Origin of the sequence: Sphingopyxis sp. USTB-05 (assembly GCF_023822045.1) — a bacterium.
GTDB lineage: Bacteria > Pseudomonadota > Alphaproteobacteria > Sphingomonadales > Sphingomonadaceae > Sphingopyxis.
This window is the reverse complement of sequence record NZ_CP084712.1, coordinates 2,907,493-2,925,548: the sequence shown is the minus strand read 5'-3', so window position 1 is coordinate 2,925,548 and position 18,056 is coordinate 2,907,493. Positions and strand designations below refer to the sequence as shown.

At 63.3% G+C, this 18,056-nt stretch carries 16 protein-coding genes; 7 read left to right on the top strand and 9 right to left on the bottom strand.

The features are described 5' to 3' along the window. Positions 1-4 precede the first annotated feature (4 nt). Both KEC45_RS13535 and KEC45_RS13530 read left to right on the top strand, forming a co-directional pair. A complete protein-coding gene (locus tag KEC45_RS13535) occupies positions 5-358 on the top strand; it encodes an MmcQ/YjbR family DNA-binding protein (protein WP_252171110.1) in 354 nt (117 codons plus the stop codon). Further along, on the top strand, positions 315-1,709 hold the full coding sequence (locus KEC45_RS13530) for a serine hydrolase (RefSeq protein ID WP_252171109.1): 1,395 nt from the start codon (positions 315-317) through the stop codon (positions 1,707-1,709). Before KEC45_RS13535 ends, KEC45_RS13530 begins: the two co-directional genes overlap by 44 nt. On the opposite strand, the gene KEC45_RS13525 is transcribed toward KEC45_RS13530, so the two are convergent. Then, entirely contained in the window at positions 1,710-2,126 is a 417-nt protein-coding gene (locus KEC45_RS13525; protein ID WP_062178251.1) for a GFA family protein, read from the bottom strand. A gap of 141 nt (positions 2,127-2,267) precedes the next feature. Between KEC45_RS13525 and KEC45_RS13520 the strand changes: the two genes are divergently transcribed. Continuing rightward, positions 2,268-3,287, top strand: a complete 1,020-nt coding sequence (locus tag KEC45_RS13520) for a phosphatase PAP2 family protein (RefSeq protein WP_252171108.1) — start codon at positions 2,268-2,270, stop codon at positions 3,285-3,287. Here the strand turns inward: KEC45_RS13520 and ptsP are convergent. From ptsP to KEC45_RS13500, 4 genes are all read right to left on the bottom strand, one after another. Beyond that, the gene (ptsP, locus tag KEC45_RS13515; protein WP_062178265.1) at positions 3,266-5,563 is read right to left on the bottom strand and encodes a phosphoenolpyruvate--protein phosphotransferase; all 2,298 of its coding nucleotides are present in this window, start codon (positions 5,561-5,563) and stop codon (positions 3,266-3,268) included. The genes KEC45_RS13520 and ptsP overlap by 22 nt on opposite strands. Positions 5,564-5,621: 58 nt before the next feature. Then, positions 5,622-6,269, bottom strand: coding sequence for a hypothetical protein (locus tag KEC45_RS13510; RefSeq protein WP_062178268.1), 648 nt, complete (start codon positions 6,267-6,269; stop codon positions 5,622-5,624). Between the two features lie 347 nt (positions 6,270-6,616). Beyond that, complete coding sequence (locus KEC45_RS13505) at positions 6,617-7,336, bottom strand: hypothetical protein (RefSeq protein ID WP_062178272.1); 720 nt, start codon at positions 7,334-7,336, stop codon at positions 6,617-6,619. 32 nt (positions 7,337-7,368) lie between these two features. After that, a complete protein-coding gene (locus tag KEC45_RS13500) occupies positions 7,369-8,373 on the bottom strand; it encodes a nitronate monooxygenase family protein (protein ID WP_252171107.1) in 1,005 nt (334 codons plus the stop codon). A gap of 204 nt (positions 8,374-8,577) precedes the next feature. Here KEC45_RS13500 and KEC45_RS13495 point away from each other — a divergent pair, with 204 nt between their 5' ends. Both KEC45_RS13495 and KEC45_RS13490 read left to right on the top strand, forming a co-directional pair. Beyond that, complete coding sequence (locus KEC45_RS13495; protein ID WP_082521326.1) at positions 8,578-8,748, top strand: YezD family protein; 171 nt, start codon at positions 8,578-8,580, stop codon at positions 8,746-8,748. A gap of 88 nt (positions 8,749-8,836) precedes the next feature. Next, positions 8,837-11,359, top strand: coding sequence for a TonB-dependent receptor (locus KEC45_RS13490; protein ID WP_083435687.1), 2,523 nt, complete (start codon positions 8,837-8,839; stop codon positions 11,357-11,359). Between the two features lie 69 nt (positions 11,360-11,428). On the opposite strand, the gene KEC45_RS13485 is transcribed toward KEC45_RS13490, so the two are convergent. Continuing rightward, positions 11,429-11,575 (bottom strand): hypothetical protein, encoded by a 147-nt coding sequence (locus KEC45_RS13485; RefSeq protein WP_193749110.1) that lies wholly within the window; start codon positions 11,573-11,575, stop codon positions 11,429-11,431. Positions 11,576-11,939: 364 nt separating this feature from the next. Here KEC45_RS13485 and katG point away from each other — a divergent pair, with 364 nt between their 5' ends. Then, the gene (gene katG / locus KEC45_RS13480) at positions 11,940-14,141 is read left to right on the top strand and encodes a catalase/peroxidase HPI (protein WP_062178277.1); all 2,202 of its coding nucleotides are present in this window, start codon (positions 11,940-11,942) and stop codon (positions 14,139-14,141) included. Positions 14,142-14,960: 819 nt separating this feature from the next. Here the strand turns inward: katG and KEC45_RS13475 are convergent. The 3 genes from KEC45_RS13475 to KEC45_RS13465 all read right to left on the bottom strand — a co-directional run bounded on the left by KEC45_RS13475 (position 14,961) and on the right by KEC45_RS13465 (position 16,695). Then, positions 14,961-15,476 (bottom strand): rhodanese-like domain-containing protein, encoded by a 516-nt coding sequence (locus KEC45_RS13475; protein WP_062178280.1) that lies wholly within the window; start codon positions 15,474-15,476, stop codon positions 14,961-14,963. A 142-nt stretch (positions 15,477-15,618) separates the two neighbouring features. Next, positions 15,619-15,969 (bottom strand): hypothetical protein, encoded by a 351-nt coding sequence (locus KEC45_RS13470; RefSeq protein WP_062178283.1) that lies wholly within the window; start codon positions 15,967-15,969, stop codon positions 15,619-15,621. 84 nt (positions 15,970-16,053) lie between these two features. Next, positions 16,054-16,695, bottom strand: coding sequence for a YceI family protein (locus tag KEC45_RS13465; RefSeq protein ID WP_062178286.1), 642 nt, complete (start codon positions 16,693-16,695; stop codon positions 16,054-16,056). Between the two features lie 198 nt (positions 16,696-16,893). Between KEC45_RS13465 and KEC45_RS13460 the strand changes: the two genes are divergently transcribed. Beyond that, positions 16,894-18,012, top strand: coding sequence for a helix-turn-helix transcriptional regulator (locus tag KEC45_RS13460; RefSeq protein WP_252171106.1), 1,119 nt, complete (start codon positions 16,894-16,896; stop codon positions 18,010-18,012). Positions 18,013-18,056 lie beyond the last annotated feature (44 nt).

The window sequence follows — 18,056 nt, the reverse complement described above, 5'->3', positions numbered from 1 at the left end:
ACGCATGACGCTTGTATTCGACAGTTGCGACGATGTGGTAGCCTTTGCCTGCACGCTCCCAGAGGTTGAAATGCTTTCCTTTTACGGCACGCCTTGTCCCAAGCTCAACGGCAAGGCTCTCGCGTCTCCCGGACGCGAGCCGGGCAGTTTTGCGGTGATGTGCAAGCCCGACGAAAAGGAAATCCTGCTTGAAACCGATCCCGGCACCTTCTGGCAAACGCCGCATTACGAAGGCTGGCACGCGCTGCTCGTCCGCTTCGGATCGGACGATCCCGAACGCGTCGCCAATGTCATCCGGCGTGCTTGGTGGGATCGTGCAAAAAAGGCGCAGCGGCAGGCTTTCGGCGACCGCCCCTGACCTTCTGTGCGTTCTCGGCGCCTTCCTCTTAGCCGGCGCCGTTCCCGGAGCCGCGCAGGCGCCCAAACCCAACGCCGAGTTGAACCGCGCATGGGCGGCGGGCTATCGCGCTGCGTTCGTCTGTTCGTCGCTCTGGAACGGCGCAGGCAAGCCGATCGAGGCGATCGAGCGCGACGAACTCACCGGCATCTATCCGGAGATTGAGGCCGACGTCCGGGCGTTGAAGGCCGATGTCGATACCGGGGCAAAGCGCGTCAGCGTAAGCTATCGCGACGATATGCCGCCGCGCATCGCCGAATGGAGCGGGCGCGACGGCTGCGTCGCGTTGCCGATCGGGGCACAGTCGGCAGCGATACCCGCCGCCGAGCGCCGCGCCGATCTCGACGCCCGGCCTTGGCCGATCGGCGACAAGGATGCGCGCCGCCCCATTCCCAAGGGCAAGAGCCCGTTCGAGGAAACGGCAATGGGCATCGACCGTTTCGGCGGGCGCACCAGCTCGCTGCTGATCGTCAAAAACGGCCGGATCGCGCTCGAGCGCTATTGGGGCGGGCATGATATCCATACCGCACAGCGCACCTTTTCGGTGGCGAAATCGATGGCGGCGACGTTGATCGGCCATGCGGTGCAGCAGGGCTCGATCGACGTCACAAAGCCCGCGATGATCGCCGAATGGCAGTCGCCGGGCGATCCGCGCGCGGCGATCACGACCGAACAACTGATGCGAATGGCGAGCGGCCTCACCAGCGATACTGCGGGCAACCGCAGCGACGCCATTTATATGGGTGGGGCGTCGGTGCGGCAATGGACTACGCAATGGCCTCTGCTCAACCCGCCGAACAGCCGTTATCGTTATGCCAACAACGACACGCTGCTCGCGACGCTGTCGCTGAAGGCTGCGCTGAAAAAGGCAGGGGCGCCGCTTGACCCCGCCGCCTTCTTCGATCGGATCGGCATGACGCGCACTTTCGTCGAGCATGACAAGGACGGCGATTATATCCTGTCGAGCCAGGTGTGGACGACCGCGCGCGACCTCGCGCGGCTGGGGCTGCTCTATCAGAACGACGGTATGTGGCAGGGTAAGCGCCTGCTTCCCGCCGACTGGCGCCGCTTCGTCACGGCGCCGAGCGGGCCGCAACCCGACGGACCGTTCGGCTATGGCGCGGGCTTCTGGCTGCTGAACAAGTCGGACGGTATTCCCGCCGACGCTTTTGGCGCTTTCGGCAATCGCGGCCAATATGTCGTCATCATCCCGTCGCGCGAACTGGTGATCGTCCGTCAGGGTTATGACGACGACAAGGCCAGGCTCGACACCGCCGAACTCGTCAAGGCCATTGTCGCCGCCGACCGCTGATCATTCGAAGGGCGGGTAACGCTCGAACGCCGGAAGATCGCTCAGCTTTTCCATCCAGCCGATACGCTCGGCAGTCTGAATCTGCGCCTGCGCGGGGATGAGGTCGGGATCGTCGAGCGTTGCGGTCTGCACATCGATTTGGCCGGGAAAGATCGCATCGTTGGTGTAGAAGAGTCCTGTGCCGCAATCGGCACAGAAATGGCGACGGCCATGTTCGGATGATGCGTAGATCTTGGCGTTACCGTCGATTTCGATCTCGTCATTGCCGACGAGCGCCCAGCCGACGAGCGGCGCGCCCGAATGGCGGCGGCAATCGCTGCAGTGGCAAAGCGCGTGATGCTGCACCGCGGTGCTCATCGAATAGCGGATTGCGCCGCAATGACATTGGCCGCTGGCACGTGGGGCTTGCTCGGTCATCGCTTTCTCTCCTCAAGGAATCGAGTGGAGAACATAACATAAACAAATATCGCGTTCAACATGGTTCATCCATCTGTGAAAATATTGAAAAATCGCTCGTTTACGCGATTTTAATCGCGGAAAGATAGTTAACTCCGCTCCATGACCTCAACATCCTCCCTGTTGCTGCGCCTCGATCCCGGCGATGCATTGACGAAGTGGGACGGCGCCTTCACGCGAGAAGAGCTGATACCCTCTATCATCGTCGCTTGCGCCAGTGCGCTTCTCTTCTCGGGTCTTGGCATTCTCTGGTTCTTTGCCAATGTCGCGCTCCGGCCGCCGGGCGCAAGCATCCCACTGATCTTTGCTCTGGCGATCGTCACCGCTGGCTATTGCACCTTTCGGTTTTCGCCGGTGATCGCCACGGTCCTCGGTTTCATCCTTGCGGTGCAGCTCGGCAAGGTTCTGGGCGCTGAAGCCGGGTATCTAGTCTATTCGGCCGGGCGCGGTTTTCCACTGATCGATGCCCAGCTCTATGCGGCCGATCAATGGTTGGGCTTCGATTGGTTGACGATGCTCCATCGGTTCGGCGACTATCCCGCCTTGGTGCATTGGACGCGCATCGCCTATGACCAGGCAGGCATCCAGGCCATGCTGGCCCTGCCCGTGCTGATCCTCGCACGCCAGAACGACCGCCTGATGAAGCTGCTTGCCGCGACCTTCTTGTCGCTGGTCGCCGTTCATCTCATCGCAGTCCTTTTGCCCGCCGTCGGCGCATACGGATATCTGCAGCTGACGGCCGCGGATCACCCGCAGATGGCGCTCAGTTCAGAGGGCCGGACGGTCGTTCATGTGATGCAGTTGCGAACGGGCGCGCTTTTCGATCTAAACCGGTCGTCGATTATGGGACTGATTACCTTTCCCAGCTTTCACACGATCATGGCTATCCAGGCCGCGTGGGCCTTCTGGCGAATTCCTGCGCTTCGCTGGCCAGCGGTGGGGTTCAACCTGCTGGTCTGGATCGGTACGCTGTTCCATGGCAGCCACCATCTCACGGACACCTTTGCGGGCGCAATCGTCGCCGGAGTATCGGTCTATGCCGCTTGCGCGCTTACGACTGTTGTCCGGAACCGATTATATCCGGGAGATCGCCGGTTCGATCAATCGCCCAGATCGACCTGATGCTGCTGCGCCCACGCCAGATACTGACCGCGCGGGTCGGCTGACGGCTGGGCTAGGATCGCCGGCATGTCGGCGCGCAACGCTGCGAGGTCGAGCGAACGGATCATCGCCTTGACGGGGCCAACGCCCGCGGGCGTGATCGACAGGCGTTCGATACCAACGCCGAGCAGCGCCATGGCTTCGAGTGGGCGGCCGCCCATCTCGCCGCACACACCGAGCGCGACCTTCGATCCCGATACCGTGCGGACGACGCGCGCGAGATAACGCATGACGGTCGGCGACAGCCAGTCGTAGCGTTCGGCGAGCCGCGGATGCGCGCGGTCGGCGGCGAACAGGAACTGGGTGAGATCGTTGGTACCGATCGACAGGAAGTCGAGATGCGGCAGCATCAGGTCGAGGGTTTCGAGAAGGCCCGGAACCTCCAGCATCGCGCCATAGCGGATCGCGACCGGCAGTTTCTTGTTGTGGCTCGCGAGCCAGGCGCGCTGGCCGACGAACAGGTCGCGCGCGGCCTCATATTCCCACGGCTCGGATACCATCGGGAACATCACGTTGAGCGTGCGTCCCGCCGCGGCCTCCATCAGCGCGCGCGCCTGAACCTTCAGCAATCCTTCGCGTTCGAGCGCGAGGCGCAGAGCGCGCCAGCCCATCGCGGGGTTTTCCTCGTGCGCGCTGTCGCCGACATTCATATAGGGCAGCGCCTTGTCGCCGCCGATGTCGACGGTGCGAAAGATCACCGGCCGGTCGCCTGCAGCATCGAGCACGTCGCGGTAAAGCCGCTGCTGGCGGTCGCGCGAGGGTAATGTCGCTGACACAAGGAACTGGAATTCGGTGCGGAACAGGCCGATCCCGCGCGCGCCGGTCAGGTCGAGCGCGGCGACATCCTCGCGCAGCCCCGCGTTGATCATCAGCTCGATCGGTACGCCGTCTTTGGTGACAGCGGGCAGATCGCGCAGCGACGCGAGATTGGCGCGGCGCTTTTGCGAAATCTCCAGCTTGGCGTCGAAGGCGTCCTGCACCGCCTGTGTCGGGCGCACGTGGAGCTGGCCTGCCGTGGCGTCGAGCAGCAGCAGGTCGCCTTCGCGGATCGAGGCCCGCACGTCGCTGACGCGGCCGAGCACCGGAACGCCCATCGCACGCGCGACGATGATGACATGCGCGGTCAAGGACCCTTCTTCGAGCACGACGCCTTTCAGGCGGCGGCGATCATATTCGAGCAGTTCGGCCGGCCCAAGGTTGCGCGCGATCAGGATCGAATCCTGGCGGAGCCCCATTTGCGCCGCGGTGCCCATCTGCCCCGACACGATGCGGATCAGCCGGTTCGACAGGTCTTCGAGATCGTGCATGCGGTCGCGCAACAGGGGATCGTCAATCTGACGCATTCGCATGCGGGTGCGTTGCTGGACGCGCTCGATCGCCGCCTCGGCGGTCAGGCCGCTGTCGATCGCCTCGTTGATCCGGCGCGACCATCCCTCGTCATAGGCGAACATCTTATAGGTCTCGATGACCTCCTCATGCTCGCCGCCGACGCCGAAATCAGCCGAGCTCGCCATGCGGTCGATCTGCTCGCGCATCTTGTCGAATGCGGCATAGACGCGGTGCCGTTCGGCCTCGATATCGTCGGCGACCGTATGCTCGATGGTGATGCGCGGCTGGTGAAACACCGCAACGCCCGCGCCCATGCCGTCGACCAGCTTCTGGCCGTTCAGCCGCTGCGCCGACTGATCGGCCGCGGCGGCATCGGTGCGCGCCGCGGTATCGACGAGGTCGGCGTTGGCGATCAGTTCGGACAGCACCATCGCGACGGTCTGCAACGTCTCTATCTCGATATCGTCATAGCGGCGGGGATCGCTGTGCTGGACACACAGCACGCCGACCGCGCGTTCGCGGCGGATGATCGGCACACCGGCGAAGCTGTGGAACAGTTCCTCGCCCGTTTCAGGGCGATAGGAAAAGTCCGGGTGCGCGGCGGCTTCGTCGAGGTTGAGCGTTTCGATCTGGTCGGCGATCGTCCCCACCAGTCCTTCGCCAAGGCCCAGGCGGGTGACGTGCACCGCCTCCTGCTTCAGCCCGCGCGTCGCATAAAGTTCGAGCGCGCCTTCGCGCAGCAGATAGATCGAGCAGACCTCGCTATCGAGGCATTCGCCGATGATCCCGACGACCTGATTGAGCTTGCCCTGCGCATTGGCGCGCGATGCCATGACCTCGTGCAACCGGGTCAGGATATTGCGCGCGGACTGGGCCGCGGTCGAAGGTGGGGGCGGAGCATTGGTCATCGCTCCGCCCTGCTAACAGATGCTTGGCACCGTTGCTATGACCCCCAGCGAATTTCGCTCAGGGTTTCGCGGCGGCCATCTGAATGCCCGGTTCGGTCCTCGGCTGATGACCGCTTTGGGCGCGATAGGCGGCAAGTTCGACCTGATAGCGCGCATAGGCGTCATAGAAGTCGACGAACGGCTGGTCGACCTGTGCCAGCATTGCGGGCGCCATCGCCATTGCACCCGCGCTGTCCATCCCGCTGACCTGCTGCGCGATCGATCCGGCGACGCGGCAGAAATCCTTCTGCGCGGGCGGCTGTGCGAAATAGTTGAACAATTTTGTCGAGGTGCGGTCGCGTGCAGCGATGCCATTGCTACCCGTTTCGCGTCCCAGCCGGGCGATCACCGCGGTTTCGGCCGAGCGGATCAATCCGCCGTGCCGCGCGATGATGCTGTTATAGTCGGCGATCAACTGCAGCGATCCCGGATGCCGGCAACCGATGGCCGCGACGTTGAGCGCGATGCGCAAGTTCCAGAACGCGTCGTGACCGGTCAAATCACGATTTGGCGTTGCATAGTCCCCCTGTGCATCGCGCGGCGGCAGCCGTAAATTGGCTGCTGCATACCCCGGCGCCTGCGGTTCCTGTGGCATATATTGGGCCGCTGCGGGCGCAGCAGCCAACGCCGCCGCGCACGCCGCGGCGAATCCGATCCCTCTGGTCATGTTCCCAATTCCCCCAATGCTCCCCCGAGCAACACCGGACGATCCCGGCGAGGCTGAAGCTAAGCGGTAGGAGAGAGTCGAAAGGTTTCCGGAAATTCATCATGAACGCCCCGTTGAGCATCCATTGCGAGCATTGCTTAACCATGAGGAAATGGTGCGCAGACCGGCAGAAAAGCGGGGAATATCTGACTTGTTACGACAAGGGCCGTGCCGTCGCAGCGTCGACGGCATGACGTCAACCGGCGCGCTGTGCCGTCGCGGAAAATGCGACGAGCCGATGGAAATTCCATCGCCTCGCGAGGGCGGCGTTGCGCGAATGCAACAGGCCGCCCCGCCTGACGTTCAGGTCAGATGCCGGATGGCGACGTTCCCGGTTGTGCAGGTGTTGCGATCGGCGTGGCGGGAGTATTCATAATCACCGGCTTAGGCGCATATTTGGCGTCCCACGCAACGGCGTCGACCTGATATTGGGCATAGGCCTGATAGAAGTCGTTGAACGGCTCATCGAGCCGGGCGAGATGCGCGGGAGCTTGTTCGACGAGCTGCGCGGTCGGCGTCGACGAGACGATCTGCGCGATTTCGTTGGCGCGCGTGCAGAAACCGCGCTGCGCCGGCGGCTGCGCGAAATAGTTGAACAACTGCGTCGACAGGCGATCGCGCGGCGCGATGCCATTGTTCTTATTCTCTTTGCCAAGTTGGGTGATCACCGATTTCTCGGTGGATTTGATCACCTTGCCGTGCGTCTTGATGATGTTGTTGTACGCGGAGACGAGCGTCGTTTCTTCAAGCCCGCGGCAGCCGATGGCGGCCACATTGAGACCGATCTTAAGCTGCCAGAAGGCCTTGTCGCCGGTCACGCCGCTGTTTGCGGTGACAAAACGGCCGTCAAGACCGCGAGCGGGCAGAATCTGGGTCAGCGACGCGTTGCCCGGCGGTAGCGGCCGCGGCGGGATGACCACCGCAACCGGCGGCGGAGGCGGCGGAGGCGGGGGCGGCGGGGCCTTCGGCGCACAGGCCGCAAGGCTCGCAAGCAAACCGGCTACGATGATTTTACGCGACAAATTCATGACCCACTCCCCATCCGCATAAATATGCGGGATCAACCCCGAGCGTGCAACGCCGCTTCGGCCTGTTGCACCAGAGATGCGACGATTGCTGCCGCGCTCTCCTCTTCCGATACCATACCGACAGATTGCCCTGCCATTAACGAACCATTTTCGATGTCGCCGTCGATCACTGCGCGGCGTAGTGCGCCTGCCCAATAATGTTCGATTTCGAGCTGCGCTTCCATCATGTCGACTTCGCCCTTGTCGAGCTTGTTCGCGACTTCGCGCTGTTTCGCAGTGAAAGCCTCCGTGCCCGCATTTTTGAGCGCGCGAACCGGGATCACGGGCAGGCGCGGGTCGATCTGGACGCTCGCGATCGCTTCGCGCGCCGATGCACGTAGAAAGGCTTTTTTGAAATTGGGGTGGGCGATGCTTTCGGTCGCGCAGACGAAGCGCGTGCCGAGTTGCACGCCCGACGCGCCCATTTCCAGATAGGCGGCGATTGCCTCGCCGCGACCGATACCGCCTGCGACGAACACCGGGACCTCGTCCGCGAGCGTGGGCAGGATTTCCTGCGCCAGGACGCTCGTCGACACCGGACCGATATGGCCGCCGGCCTCCATCCCTTCGATCACCAGCGCGTCTACGCCCGAACGAACCAGCTTTTTCGCCAGCGCCAGCGTCGGGGCGAAGCAGATGACCTTGGCGCCCGATGCCTTGATCGCCTCCAGGCTGCCCTTGGGCGGAAGCCCGCCCGCGAGCACGACATGACCGACAGCATGCTTCGCGCACACCTCGATCAATTCGAACAACTGCGGGTGCATCGTGATCAGGTTCACGCCGAAATTGCGTTTTGCGAGCGCTTTTGTCGCCGCGATTTCGGTGTCGAGAAGCTCCGGGGTCATCGCGCCGCACGCAATCACGCCGAAACCGCCGGCATTGCTGATCGCGCTGACCAGATGGCGTTCGGAAACCCAGCTCATCGCACCGCAGAGAATGGCATAGTCGCTGCCGAGAAGCTCGGTTCCGCGGGCCATCAGATCGTTAATTTTGCTCATTGAGCCAGCCTTTGCCAGCACTGGGACTCGCGCGCAATCCCTAGCGTCGCTCGGCCAGTCGGCCCGTCGCACGTGTGATTCCGTTCGGCGCGGTCCGTTGGGCGCGACAACCCAACCTTTCGGCGCAGAAAGCAAATCAATCATTGTCTACTAAATCACTTGGCATATGCTTGTCCGGCGAATCCACGAGGGAAAGGAATTATCATGAGCGCTATCAACGAAGTCGCCAAAGGCGGCTCCGAAGAGGTGCCGCGCGCCATTCAGACTGTGCTCGAAGCACTCGACAAGCTGAAGTTCGGTGCGATCCAGCTGACCGTGCACGAGGGGCGTCTTGTGCAGGTCGATGTGACCGAGCGGCACCGCTACCCCAACTGAATTTTGAGCTCCCAAAGGGACTTATGTCCCACTTGCCGCAGACCGGACCGCCGGATGTGGTGATTTCTATTGCAACAGGAATTGACCCATGACTGCGAAATATCCTTCGGTCCGCCGCCGCGTGCAGGCCTCCTCGCTTACACTGTCCTTTTTGCTCGCGTGCGGCGCGACGCCCGCTTCGGCCGCTGAAACCGCCGCCGACGAAGCCGCTGCCGCCGCTGCGACCGCTGCCGATGCCGCCGTTGATACCGACGATCAGGCCAGCCGCGGCGACATCATCATCGTCACCGCCCGCCGCCGTCAGGAAACCGCGCAGGAAGTACCGGTCGCCATCTCGGTGATCCGCGGCGATTCGATCGAGGCGACAGGCAATTTCAACGTCGTGAAGCTCCAGCAGCTCGCCCCGACGCTGCAGGTCTACACCTCGAACCCCCGCAACACCTCGGTCAATATTCGCGGCCTCGGCGTGCCGTTCGGTCTGACCAGCGACGGTTTCGAGCAGGGCGTCGGCATCTATGTCGACGATGTTTACAATTCGCGCGTTGCCGCCGCGACTTTCGACTTCCTCGATGTCGCGCAGGTCGAAGTTCTGCGCGGGCCACAGGGCACGCTGTACGGCAAGAATACGACCGCCGGCGCAATCAACATTACGACGAACCAGCCGACCTTCGATTTCGAGGGCAGGGCGGAAGTGAGCGTCGGCAATCTCAATTATCGTCAGGCGAAGGCGGCAATTTCCGGCCCGCTGACGGACAAGATTGCAGCGCGCATCGCCATCGCGGCTACCAGCCGACGTGGCACGCTTTATAACACGGTCAGCGATCGCTGGATCAACGAGCAGGACAATCTGGGTCTGCGCGGCCAGTTGCTGTTCCAGCCCAACGAAGATCTCAGCATCACGCTCGCGGGCGACTATAGCAAACAGGACCCCGAAGGTTACGGCACGACCTATGTCCGCGTGGGCCGGACGCAGCGCGCGCTCGCCCGTCAGTATGACGCGCTGGTTGCGGCGGTGAATGCCGCCAATCCGGGGCGCAACTATGCCGTGCCAAGCACCAATCCCTATGACCGCCTGACCGACCTGGATGCCAGCCTGAACGCCGGTAACAAGATCGGCGGCGCTTCGGTGCGCGTTAAATGGGACGTCGGCCCCGGTTCCTTGACGTCGATCAGCGCCTGGCGCTTCTGGGACTGGAAGCCCGAGAATGACCGCGACTTCACCGGCCTCTCGATCGTCTCGAAATCGCAGAACCCGTCGCAGCAGGACCAATATAGCCAGGAATTCCGCTACAATTACGAGGGCGACAAGGTCGATTTCGTCGTCGGCCTGTTCGGCTTCAAGCAGCGGATCGACACGCAGGGGACCGAGCAGCAGGGCGCCGATGCCAGCAAATGGAGCCTGACCGGCGCATTGGCGGATAATCCCGCCGTCCTCAACGGCCTGACCGCCACCAATACGCAATATCTCAAGAGCACCAGCGCCGCGCTGTTCGGCCAGCTTAGCTGGAAGGTGACCGACGCCCTGACGATCCAGCCGGGCGCGCGCGTCAATTATGACAAGAAATCGGGTTTTTACCGGCGCGTCGTGACGAACGGCGCGGGGCAGGTGATCAATTGCACCCCGGCACCAGGCACCAGCCTTCCCGCAATATTGGCGGCGCAGTGCGGCGTCTATCAGCCGCAGGAAAGCGCGCCGTCGGACAGCGCGTGGAACTTCACCTATGATTTCAACGTGAACTACAAGGTCGCGCCCGATATTCTGGCCTATGCGACCTATGCCAAGAGCTTCAAGACGCTGGGCATCAACCAGAATGGCCTGCCGCTGAATGCCGACAACACGGTCAATTATGATGCGAGCACGGTGAAGCCTGAATCGATCGACCATTTCGAAATCGGCCTCAAGACGCAGTTCCTGGACCGGCGCGCGACGTTCAACCTCTCGGCGTATCGCACCGAAATCAAGGATTTCCAGGCTACGGTGAACGGCGGGCAGTTCGGCACGGTGCGCGGCTATCTCGCCAACGCCGACAAGGTTCGGACGCAGGGCATCGAAGCGGACCTCAAGATCGTCGCGAGCGATCGCTTCACCGCTTATGCCAATGGCGCCTATACCGACGCCAAGTACAAGAAGTTCACCAACGCGCCGTGCCCGCCCGAACTGTCGGGCGGAACGCTTCAGCCGGCAAATGCGACGCCAAACTATTCGCAGCCGGGGGTTCCCGGCGCGCTGAGCCCGCGGCAGTGCGACATCTCTGGCCAGCGCCTGCCCGGCGTGTCGAAATGGGCCTTTTCCTACGGCGCCGAAACCAATGTTCCGGTGACGTTGCTGGCGAAGGAAGGGCAGATTTATCTGGGCGTCGACGGCAATTACCGCTCGCATTGGAATTCGAACGCGTCGCCGTCGATCTATACCAATGTAAAGGGCTATGCGCTTACCAACTTCCGCGTCGGTTTCCGCGGCGAGGGCCTCGATGTTTTTGGGTGGGTCCGCAACGCCTTCGATATCGATTATATCGAATTGCTGCAGGTCGCGCCCGGCAACACCGGCCTGATCGCCGGTCAGGTGGGCGACGAGCGCACTTGGGGCGGGACGGTGAAGTTCAGCTTCTGACCTTCATATTCTGGACAAAAGAAAAGGGCCGCCCGCGAGGGCGGCCCTTTCTCTTGCAGGCTGACGGTGTCAGCGCTGCTGCGGGTTCTGGCGGCCCTGATCGGGACGCTGTTCGCTGCCGGGCTGGCGGTTCTCGCCGCCCTGCTGCTGTTGCTGCTGGCGGTGACGATCCGACTGCGGCTTCTTCTCATTCTGCTGGTTGGGGGTGTTAGCCACTTTCCATCTCCTTTTGCCGCGCAAAACATAATCATGCGGCATCCGAAAAACCGACCGCTGCGGCCGATGTTCCGCAACTCGTCGTGCTTTCGCCGAGGCGTGGCCGTTGTGCGATGGACGCGCTGGAGCGTGGAGGAAAGCTGCGTCTATGATCGGACCACTCAATCACTGAATTCACCTTATTCGTTTAGGTCGATGGGCGGACGGGGCCTATCGTTGCCGGGTCAGAGCGAAAGGATAACGGCATCGACTCGCGCCATGCCCGCACCGAAAGCCATATGGTGACCCCCAGGTCGCCCACTCGTCATGCGCCGGTCATCGGCCTGCGCCACGCTTTCCAAGAAACCATAAAAGGAGAGACTGCATGAACGACCCCACCCCCATCGATCCAGCGGGCGGTTGCCCGGTCCATCAGCCGGGAGGCGCACGCGCGCTGCTTGGTCGCACCAACAAGGATTGGTGGCCCGAGATGCTGGCGACCGAGATACTGAACCCGAACGGCTCGTCGAATCCCTTGGGCGATGACTTCGATTATGCGGCCGCCTTCAAGTCGATCGACTATCAGGGGCTGAAGGATGATTTGACCGCGCTGATGACCGACAGCCAGCCCTGGTGGCCGGCGGACTATGGTCACTACGGGCCTTTTTTCATCCGCATGGCATGGCACGCCGCCGGCACCTATCGCACCGCCGATGGGCGCGGCGGCGCCAATAGCGGGCAACAGCGCTTCGCGCCGCTCGACAGTTGGCCCGACAACGGAAACCTCGACAAGGCGCGCCGCCTGCTGTGGCCGATCAAGCAGAAATACGGCAACAAGATCAGTTGGGCCGACCTGTTTATCCTCGCAGGCAATGTCGCGATCGAAAGCATGGGCGGACCGGTCTTCGGTTTCGGCGGCGGCCGCGCCGACGTGTTCGAGCCGGAACGCGACATTTATTGGGGCAGCGAAGACAAATGGGTCAACCAGGGCGTGCAGACGCGCATCGCCCCCGAACATGGCTTCCATGCGATCGAAGGGCCGCTCGCCGCGATCCAGATGGGCCTGATCTACGTCAATCCGGAGGGGCCCCAGGGCAATTCGCACGATGATGAAGGCATGGCGCGCGACATGAAGGAAACCTTCGCGCGCATGGCGATGAACGACGAGGAAACAGTCGCGCTCACCGCGGGCGGCCATACGTTCGGCAAGGCGCACGGCAATGGCGATGCGTCGCTGCTCGGCAACGCTCCCGCGGGCGGCGACCTCGCTGCGCAGGGCTTTGGCTGGGTCAGCGGGCATGAAAGCGGCGGCATCGGAGAGCATACGGTCACCAGCGGCCTCGAAGGCGCGTGGACGAATACGCCGGACAAATGGACCGACAATTTCTTCCGCCTGCTGTTCGATTATGATTATGAGCTGGTGAAGTCGCCGGCGGGGGCCAACCAGTGGCAGCCGATCGACCAGAAGGAAGAGGATATGGCCCCCGCGGCCTGGGATCCGAACCTGAAGGTCCCGACGATGATGACCACCGCCGACATGGCGCTGAAGCGCGATCCGGCATACCGCAAGATCAGCGAGAAGTTCCGCGACGATCATGAGGCGTTTCGGGATGCCTTCGCGCGGGCATGGTTCAAGCTGACCCACCGCGATATGGGGCCGAAGATTCGCTATCTCGGCCCCGAAGTCCCGGCCGAAGATCTGATCTGGCAGGACCCGATCCCCGCCGGCTCGAAGCCGTCGGACGCCGACGTCAAGGCGGTAAAGGACAAGATCACGGCCAGCGGCCTGACCGTCAGCCAGTTGATCAAGACGGCCTGGGCCTCGGCGAGTACCTATCGCAAATCCGACTTCCGCGGCGGGGCCAATGGTGCGCGTGTGCGCCTTGCGCCGCAAAAGGACTGGGAAGTCAACGAACCTGCCGAACTCGCGAAGGTGCTCGGCACGCTCGACGGCCTGCGCGGCAGCCTGTCGATGGCCGACGCGATCGTGCTTGGCGGTGTCGTCGGGCTCGAAAAGGCGATCAAGGATGCGGGTTTCGGCGTTTCGGTGCCCTTCAACGGCGGCCGCGGCGATGCGTCGGCGGAGCAGACCGACGCCGACAGCTTCGCGGTGATGGAGCCCGAGGCTGACGCCTTCCGCAACTATGTCGGCAAGAAGAAGCTCGCGGTGAAGATCGAGGAAATGATGCTCGACCGCGCCTCGCTGCTCGGCCTGTCGGTGCCCGAAATGACGGTGCTGATCGGGGGGCTGCGCGTCCTCGGCGCCAATCACGGCGAGCGCGGGCACGGGCATTTCACAAAACGTTCGGGCCAGTTGACGAACGATTATTTCGTCAACCTGCTCGACATGACCAATGTGTGGAAGTCCGTCGAAGGCTCGGACGACCAGGAATATGTCGCGACCGACCGCGCGAGCGGGGGCGAGACGTGGCGCGCGACACGCGCCGACCTGATCTTCGGCTCGAACGCGGAACTCCGCGCAGTCGCCGAAGTCTATGCCGAGAAGGGCCATGAGGAGAAATTCGTCAAGGACTTCGTAAAGGCGTGGACCAAGGTGATGAACGCCGACCGTTTCGACCTCGCCTGATCCGGCGCCCCGGTCCCGCAATCATGCCGCGGGGCCGGAGGCGGCCAACGGACGACGGGTCGCGACCCGCCCCCGGGGACATGGGCCTGGGGGCGGGTCTTTCTTTGGGCTTAAAGCCACAAAAGCCCTGCATGCGCGCATTTAAAAATGTGGCCTTTGTGGCCGCGCGATATTCCAAAGTTCAGGAAAGTTCAGCCCTATGAGCGCCCCGATTTGCAAGTCGCGGAGTGCCGGATGTGCGCGGCACGTCCGATCGTGGTCGTACCCGCAAGCCAGGCAGCGACCAGCTTTTTGTTCACCGAATGAAAGAGCCGGATGAAGGCTGGCACGGCCGGATAATGTAGGAAAGACCTTTTTGGAGGCGATGTCTGTTTTGGGGTGGGAAGCGGACATCCCGTCCCCCACTTCCGTCATCCCGGGCTTGACCCGGGATCCCGCTTTTTTACGGCATCGGCACGCTTCACGAAATAGCGGGACCCCGGATCAAGTCGAACGAGCCACGTGTCGCGTTCGAGGGTGACGATGATGGGGAGGTCTGCAACCGGTCGCTTTGAGCTCCGCCCTTTCTCCGTTCGTGTCGAGCGAAGTCGAGACACCCATCGACGAAACGCCCAGCCCGATGGGCATCTCGACTGCGCTCGATGCGAACGGTTTAGATTGGGTGGAGTGTCCGCTCCCGGTCGTTTCTTGCCGCTCGTGTTCCCCCGGCGAAAGCCGGACGCAAGGCGTACAAAACAAGCGGCCGCTCTGGGCCCCGGCCTTCGCCGGGGAACGGCTGTTTTTCAAAAGCGATCATCGCCCGATCGCGAGGCGGAGAGGTCAAAAAGAGCCGGGGAGCCAGATCTTATTCCCCGTCACCCACTCCACCTTGGGATCGTTGAAATCGACGACGTCGGCGAGTTCGAGGATGTTCGGATAGCCATAGCCGACAAGGTTGATGAAGGTCTGGATGTTGAGCGCGAGCGGTGCCGATTTCAGCGGCACGGGGCTGCGGTGGTTCGAGAAATTATTGTTGCAATAGATGAGGATGGGGCGGCCGGGGTTGGCGCCCACCACCGCGGCGAGGCTTTCGGCGGTGAAGTCGGTGAGCGGCAGATTGACCGCGCCCTTGATATGGCCGCGCGCGAAGGCGTCCTTCGAGCGCGCGTCGAGCAGGAGGGTGCCGGGTTTGGCGGCCTCCGCCTTGAAGGCATCGAAGGCGATGAGGCGCGTCGCGCGTTCGGGGGCGACGCTGGCGGTGAGCGCCTGGAATCCGGGATAGTCGATCTGCGGATTGGCTTGCGCCAGCGCGGGGGTGGCGGCGAGGGCAAACGCGAGAAGCAGGCTGCGGTGCATGGTGATCCTCCCTTGAATGCAAGGAAGGCTACGCCGGGCATGCTGGCCCTTCGATGAACCGAAAAATGTCGCCGGGCCGCCTTGCTGATCAAAGACGGCCTTGCGGCCCGGCGCAGTGCAGGGGATCGTAGGAAAGCGAGCGTCAGGCGGCTTCGCTCTCGTCGTCCTCATCCCAGGGTTCGAAAATTTCGTCCTCGATCAGATTGTCGATGGCGTGGACGCGGACGCCGATGCACCAGTCCTCGAGCGAGCCTTCCCATGCGGCCTCGACTTCGCTGAGCACCTCGGCGGCATCGGCGGGGCGGTCGCCGACAAGGTCGAAATCCTGCACGCCGTCTTCGGGCGGGGTGATCGTGACATGCGGTTCGAGCCGGACGTTGGTCCAGCCCGCGGTGGAGGCGAGGCCCTCGACCTCGACGATCAGCAGCGGATTTTCCTCGTCGCCGTCGATCGAGGCGTTCACTTCGACAATTTCGCGTACCAGTTCGCTCATCACACGGCTCCTGTACGAAAAGGGGCGGGGCCAATGTTGGCTCCGCCCCGTTTGTAACCGGCGCTTGTGACAGATTGGGTGCGCTTACTGCTTTTCGAAAGCGGCGTGGATTTCGAGTTCGACGGCGTCGCTGACGTAGGGAATGCCCATGTTGATGCCGAAATCGCTGCGCTTGATCGTGGTTTCGGCCTGGAAGCCGACAGTTTCCTTCTTGTTCATGCCGACGCCCGCGCCGTGGAAATCGACGTCGAGAGTGACGGGCTTGGTCACGCCGTTCAGCGTCAAATTGCCGGTAACCTTCGCTTCGTCGCCGTCGTCGTCTAGGACGACGCTGGTCGAGACGAATTTGGCGTCGGCGGGGGCGGCGCCAAAGAAGTCGGGCTTGCCGCCGTCCTTGCCGGGGCGCAGCAGGTGGCTGGTCAGGCCGGCGTTGGCGGTCGTGACCTTCGACACGGGGATGATGACGTCGACCTTGGCCGCGGCGGGATTCTTGGGATCGATGACGAGCGTGCCGGACACGTCGCCGAAGATGCCGGTATATTTGCTGAAGCCGAGGTGATCGACTTCCCATACGACCATCGTGTGGAGCGGATCGGCGGCGTAGGTGCCGGCGGTGACGCGCGATTTGTCGGGGGCGCCGGGGGCCGAACCGCCCTGCGCGAGGACGATCGGGGTTGCGACAACGGCGGCGAAAGCGAGAGCGGCATAGGGGAGGATGCGACGCATGGGACAGTCTCCTGTTGGGGAAGGCGCGAAGCTATGCGAAGCCACCGGACGGCGTCAATAAGCGGCGGCGAAACACAGCGTTTCGCCGCGGGCACCGACAAACATATCGTCGCAAGTCGCTTGTGCTGCCTGCAATTTCATGCTGCAACGCAGCATCATCAGCAGAAGCTGCGTACGAAGGCTGGGGGGCCGACGTCGATGGATAGTCTGTTCGTTCGCGAGGCGGGCGAGATCGAAAACGCCTTTCTGGCGGCGCCGTTCGAGGACGACGGCTGGAACGCGGCGCTGCGCCTGTTCGCGCGGCGGACAGGGTCGTCGCGTGCGCAATTGCTGGGGCTGGGCGACGACGCGACGCTGTTCAACTTCATGCCCGACATCGACCCCGCCTATCAGCGCGAATTCATGGAAATCGAAGGATGGCGGCCCGAGGTGAACTGGCGTGTCGCCGCTGGCGGGCGACCGATGGAGGTGCTGAGCGAGGCGCATTACGATATCGTCCGGCAACACAGCGGCACCGACGATTATGAAGAGCATGTGCGCAAGTGGGACGGCGTTCACGGATGCCAGACGGTGCTGGTCGAGGGCGAGGGGCTGATGGTCGGGCTGGCGGCGCTTCGTTCGGAGCGCGATGGCCGGACGGCAGGGCGCGACCGCAAGCTGTTCGCGGCGGGCGCGACCTATGCGCTTGCGGCGGTGCGGATGCAGCAGGCGATGGCGCAGCGCGGCACCGCGATGACCGTCGGCGCGTTCGATGCGATCGGCGTCGCGGCCTTTCTGATCGACCGGCATGGCACGGTTGCGGCGTTGTCGGCGGCGGCCGAAGCGATCGTCGGCGAGCGCGCGGATGGCGCACTCTGCCTGCGCCGCGGGCGGCTGGGCGCGGGGCGACGCGATGCCGATCCGGTGCTGCAGACGGCGCTTGCCCGTGCGTTGAACGGCGCCGGAGCCGAGGGGGCGATGCAGCAATATTGGATCGCGTCCCCGCGCAACGGCGCGCCGGGTATATTGTGCGAATTGTTCCGCCTGCCCCGGCGCCAATGGGATTTCGGTTTCGACCCGCGCGTGCTGGTCGTGGCGCGCCGTGCGGCCGATATCCCGGCAATGCGGACGGCGCCGCTGCGCGATGCGCTGGGACTGACGGCGGCCGAGGCCGAGATCGCGCTGCGGCTGGCGAATGGTGAAGCGCGCGAGGAAATCGCTGCAGGGCGCGGGACGAGCGCGCTGACGCTGGGCACGCAGATCAAATCAATCCTGCGCAAGAGCGATGTCGGCCGCGAGGCCGAACTGACGGCATTGGTGAACCGGCTGATGCGTTGAGACGGGGCGGATGCCGCGGCGGCCTGGAAAGGATACCGACGGCG

Excerpts from the sequence above, each read along its gene's own strand:
- KEC45_RS13535 (WP_252171110.1), top strand. The coding sequence starts at position 5 with ATGACGCTTGTATTCGACAGTTGCGACGATGTGGTAGCCTTTGCCTGC.
- KEC45_RS13525 (WP_062178251.1), bottom strand. The coding sequence starts at position 2,126 with ATGACCGAGCAAGCCCCACGTGCCAGCGGCCAATGTCATTGCGGCGCA.
- KEC45_RS13520 (WP_252171108.1), top strand. The coding sequence starts at position 2,268 with ATGACCTCAACATCCTCCCTGTTGCTGCGCCTCGATCCCGGCGATGCA.
- ptsP (WP_062178265.1), bottom strand. The coding sequence starts at position 5,563 with ATGACCAATGCTCCGCCCCCACCTTCGACCGCGGCCCAGTCCGCGCGC.
- KEC45_RS13510 (WP_062178268.1), bottom strand. The coding sequence starts at position 6,269 with ATGACCAGAGGGATCGGATTCGCCGCGGCGTGCGCGGCGGCGTTGGCT.
- KEC45_RS13505 (WP_062178272.1), bottom strand. The coding sequence starts at position 7,336 with ATGAATTTGTCGCGTAAAATCATCGTAGCCGGTTTGCTTGCGAGCCTT.
- KEC45_RS13500 (WP_252171107.1), bottom strand. The coding sequence starts at position 8,373 with ATGAGCAAAATTAACGATCTGATGGCCCGCGGAACCGAGCTTCTCGGC.
- KEC45_RS13495 (WP_082521326.1), top strand. The coding sequence starts at position 8,578 with ATGAGCGCTATCAACGAAGTCGCCAAAGGCGGCTCCGAAGAGGTGCCG.
- KEC45_RS13490 (WP_083435687.1), top strand. The coding sequence starts at position 8,837 with ATGACTGCGAAATATCCTTCGGTCCGCCGCCGCGTGCAGGCCTCCTCG.
- katG (WP_062178277.1), top strand. The coding sequence starts at position 11,940 with ATGAACGACCCCACCCCCATCGATCCAGCGGGCGGTTGCCCGGTCCAT.
- KEC45_RS13475 (WP_062178280.1), bottom strand. The coding sequence starts at position 15,476 with ATGCACCGCAGCCTGCTTCTCGCGTTTGCCCTCGCCGCCACCCCCGCG.
- KEC45_RS13470 (WP_062178283.1), bottom strand. The coding sequence starts at position 15,969 with ATGAGCGAACTGGTACGCGAAATTGTCGAAGTGAACGCCTCGATCGAC.
- KEC45_RS13465 (WP_062178286.1), bottom strand. The coding sequence starts at position 16,695 with ATGCGTCGCATCCTCCCCTATGCCGCTCTCGCTTTCGCCGCCGTTGTC.
- KEC45_RS13460 (WP_252171106.1), top strand. The coding sequence starts at position 16,894 with ATGGATAGTCTGTTCGTTCGCGAGGCGGGCGAGATCGAAAACGCCTTT.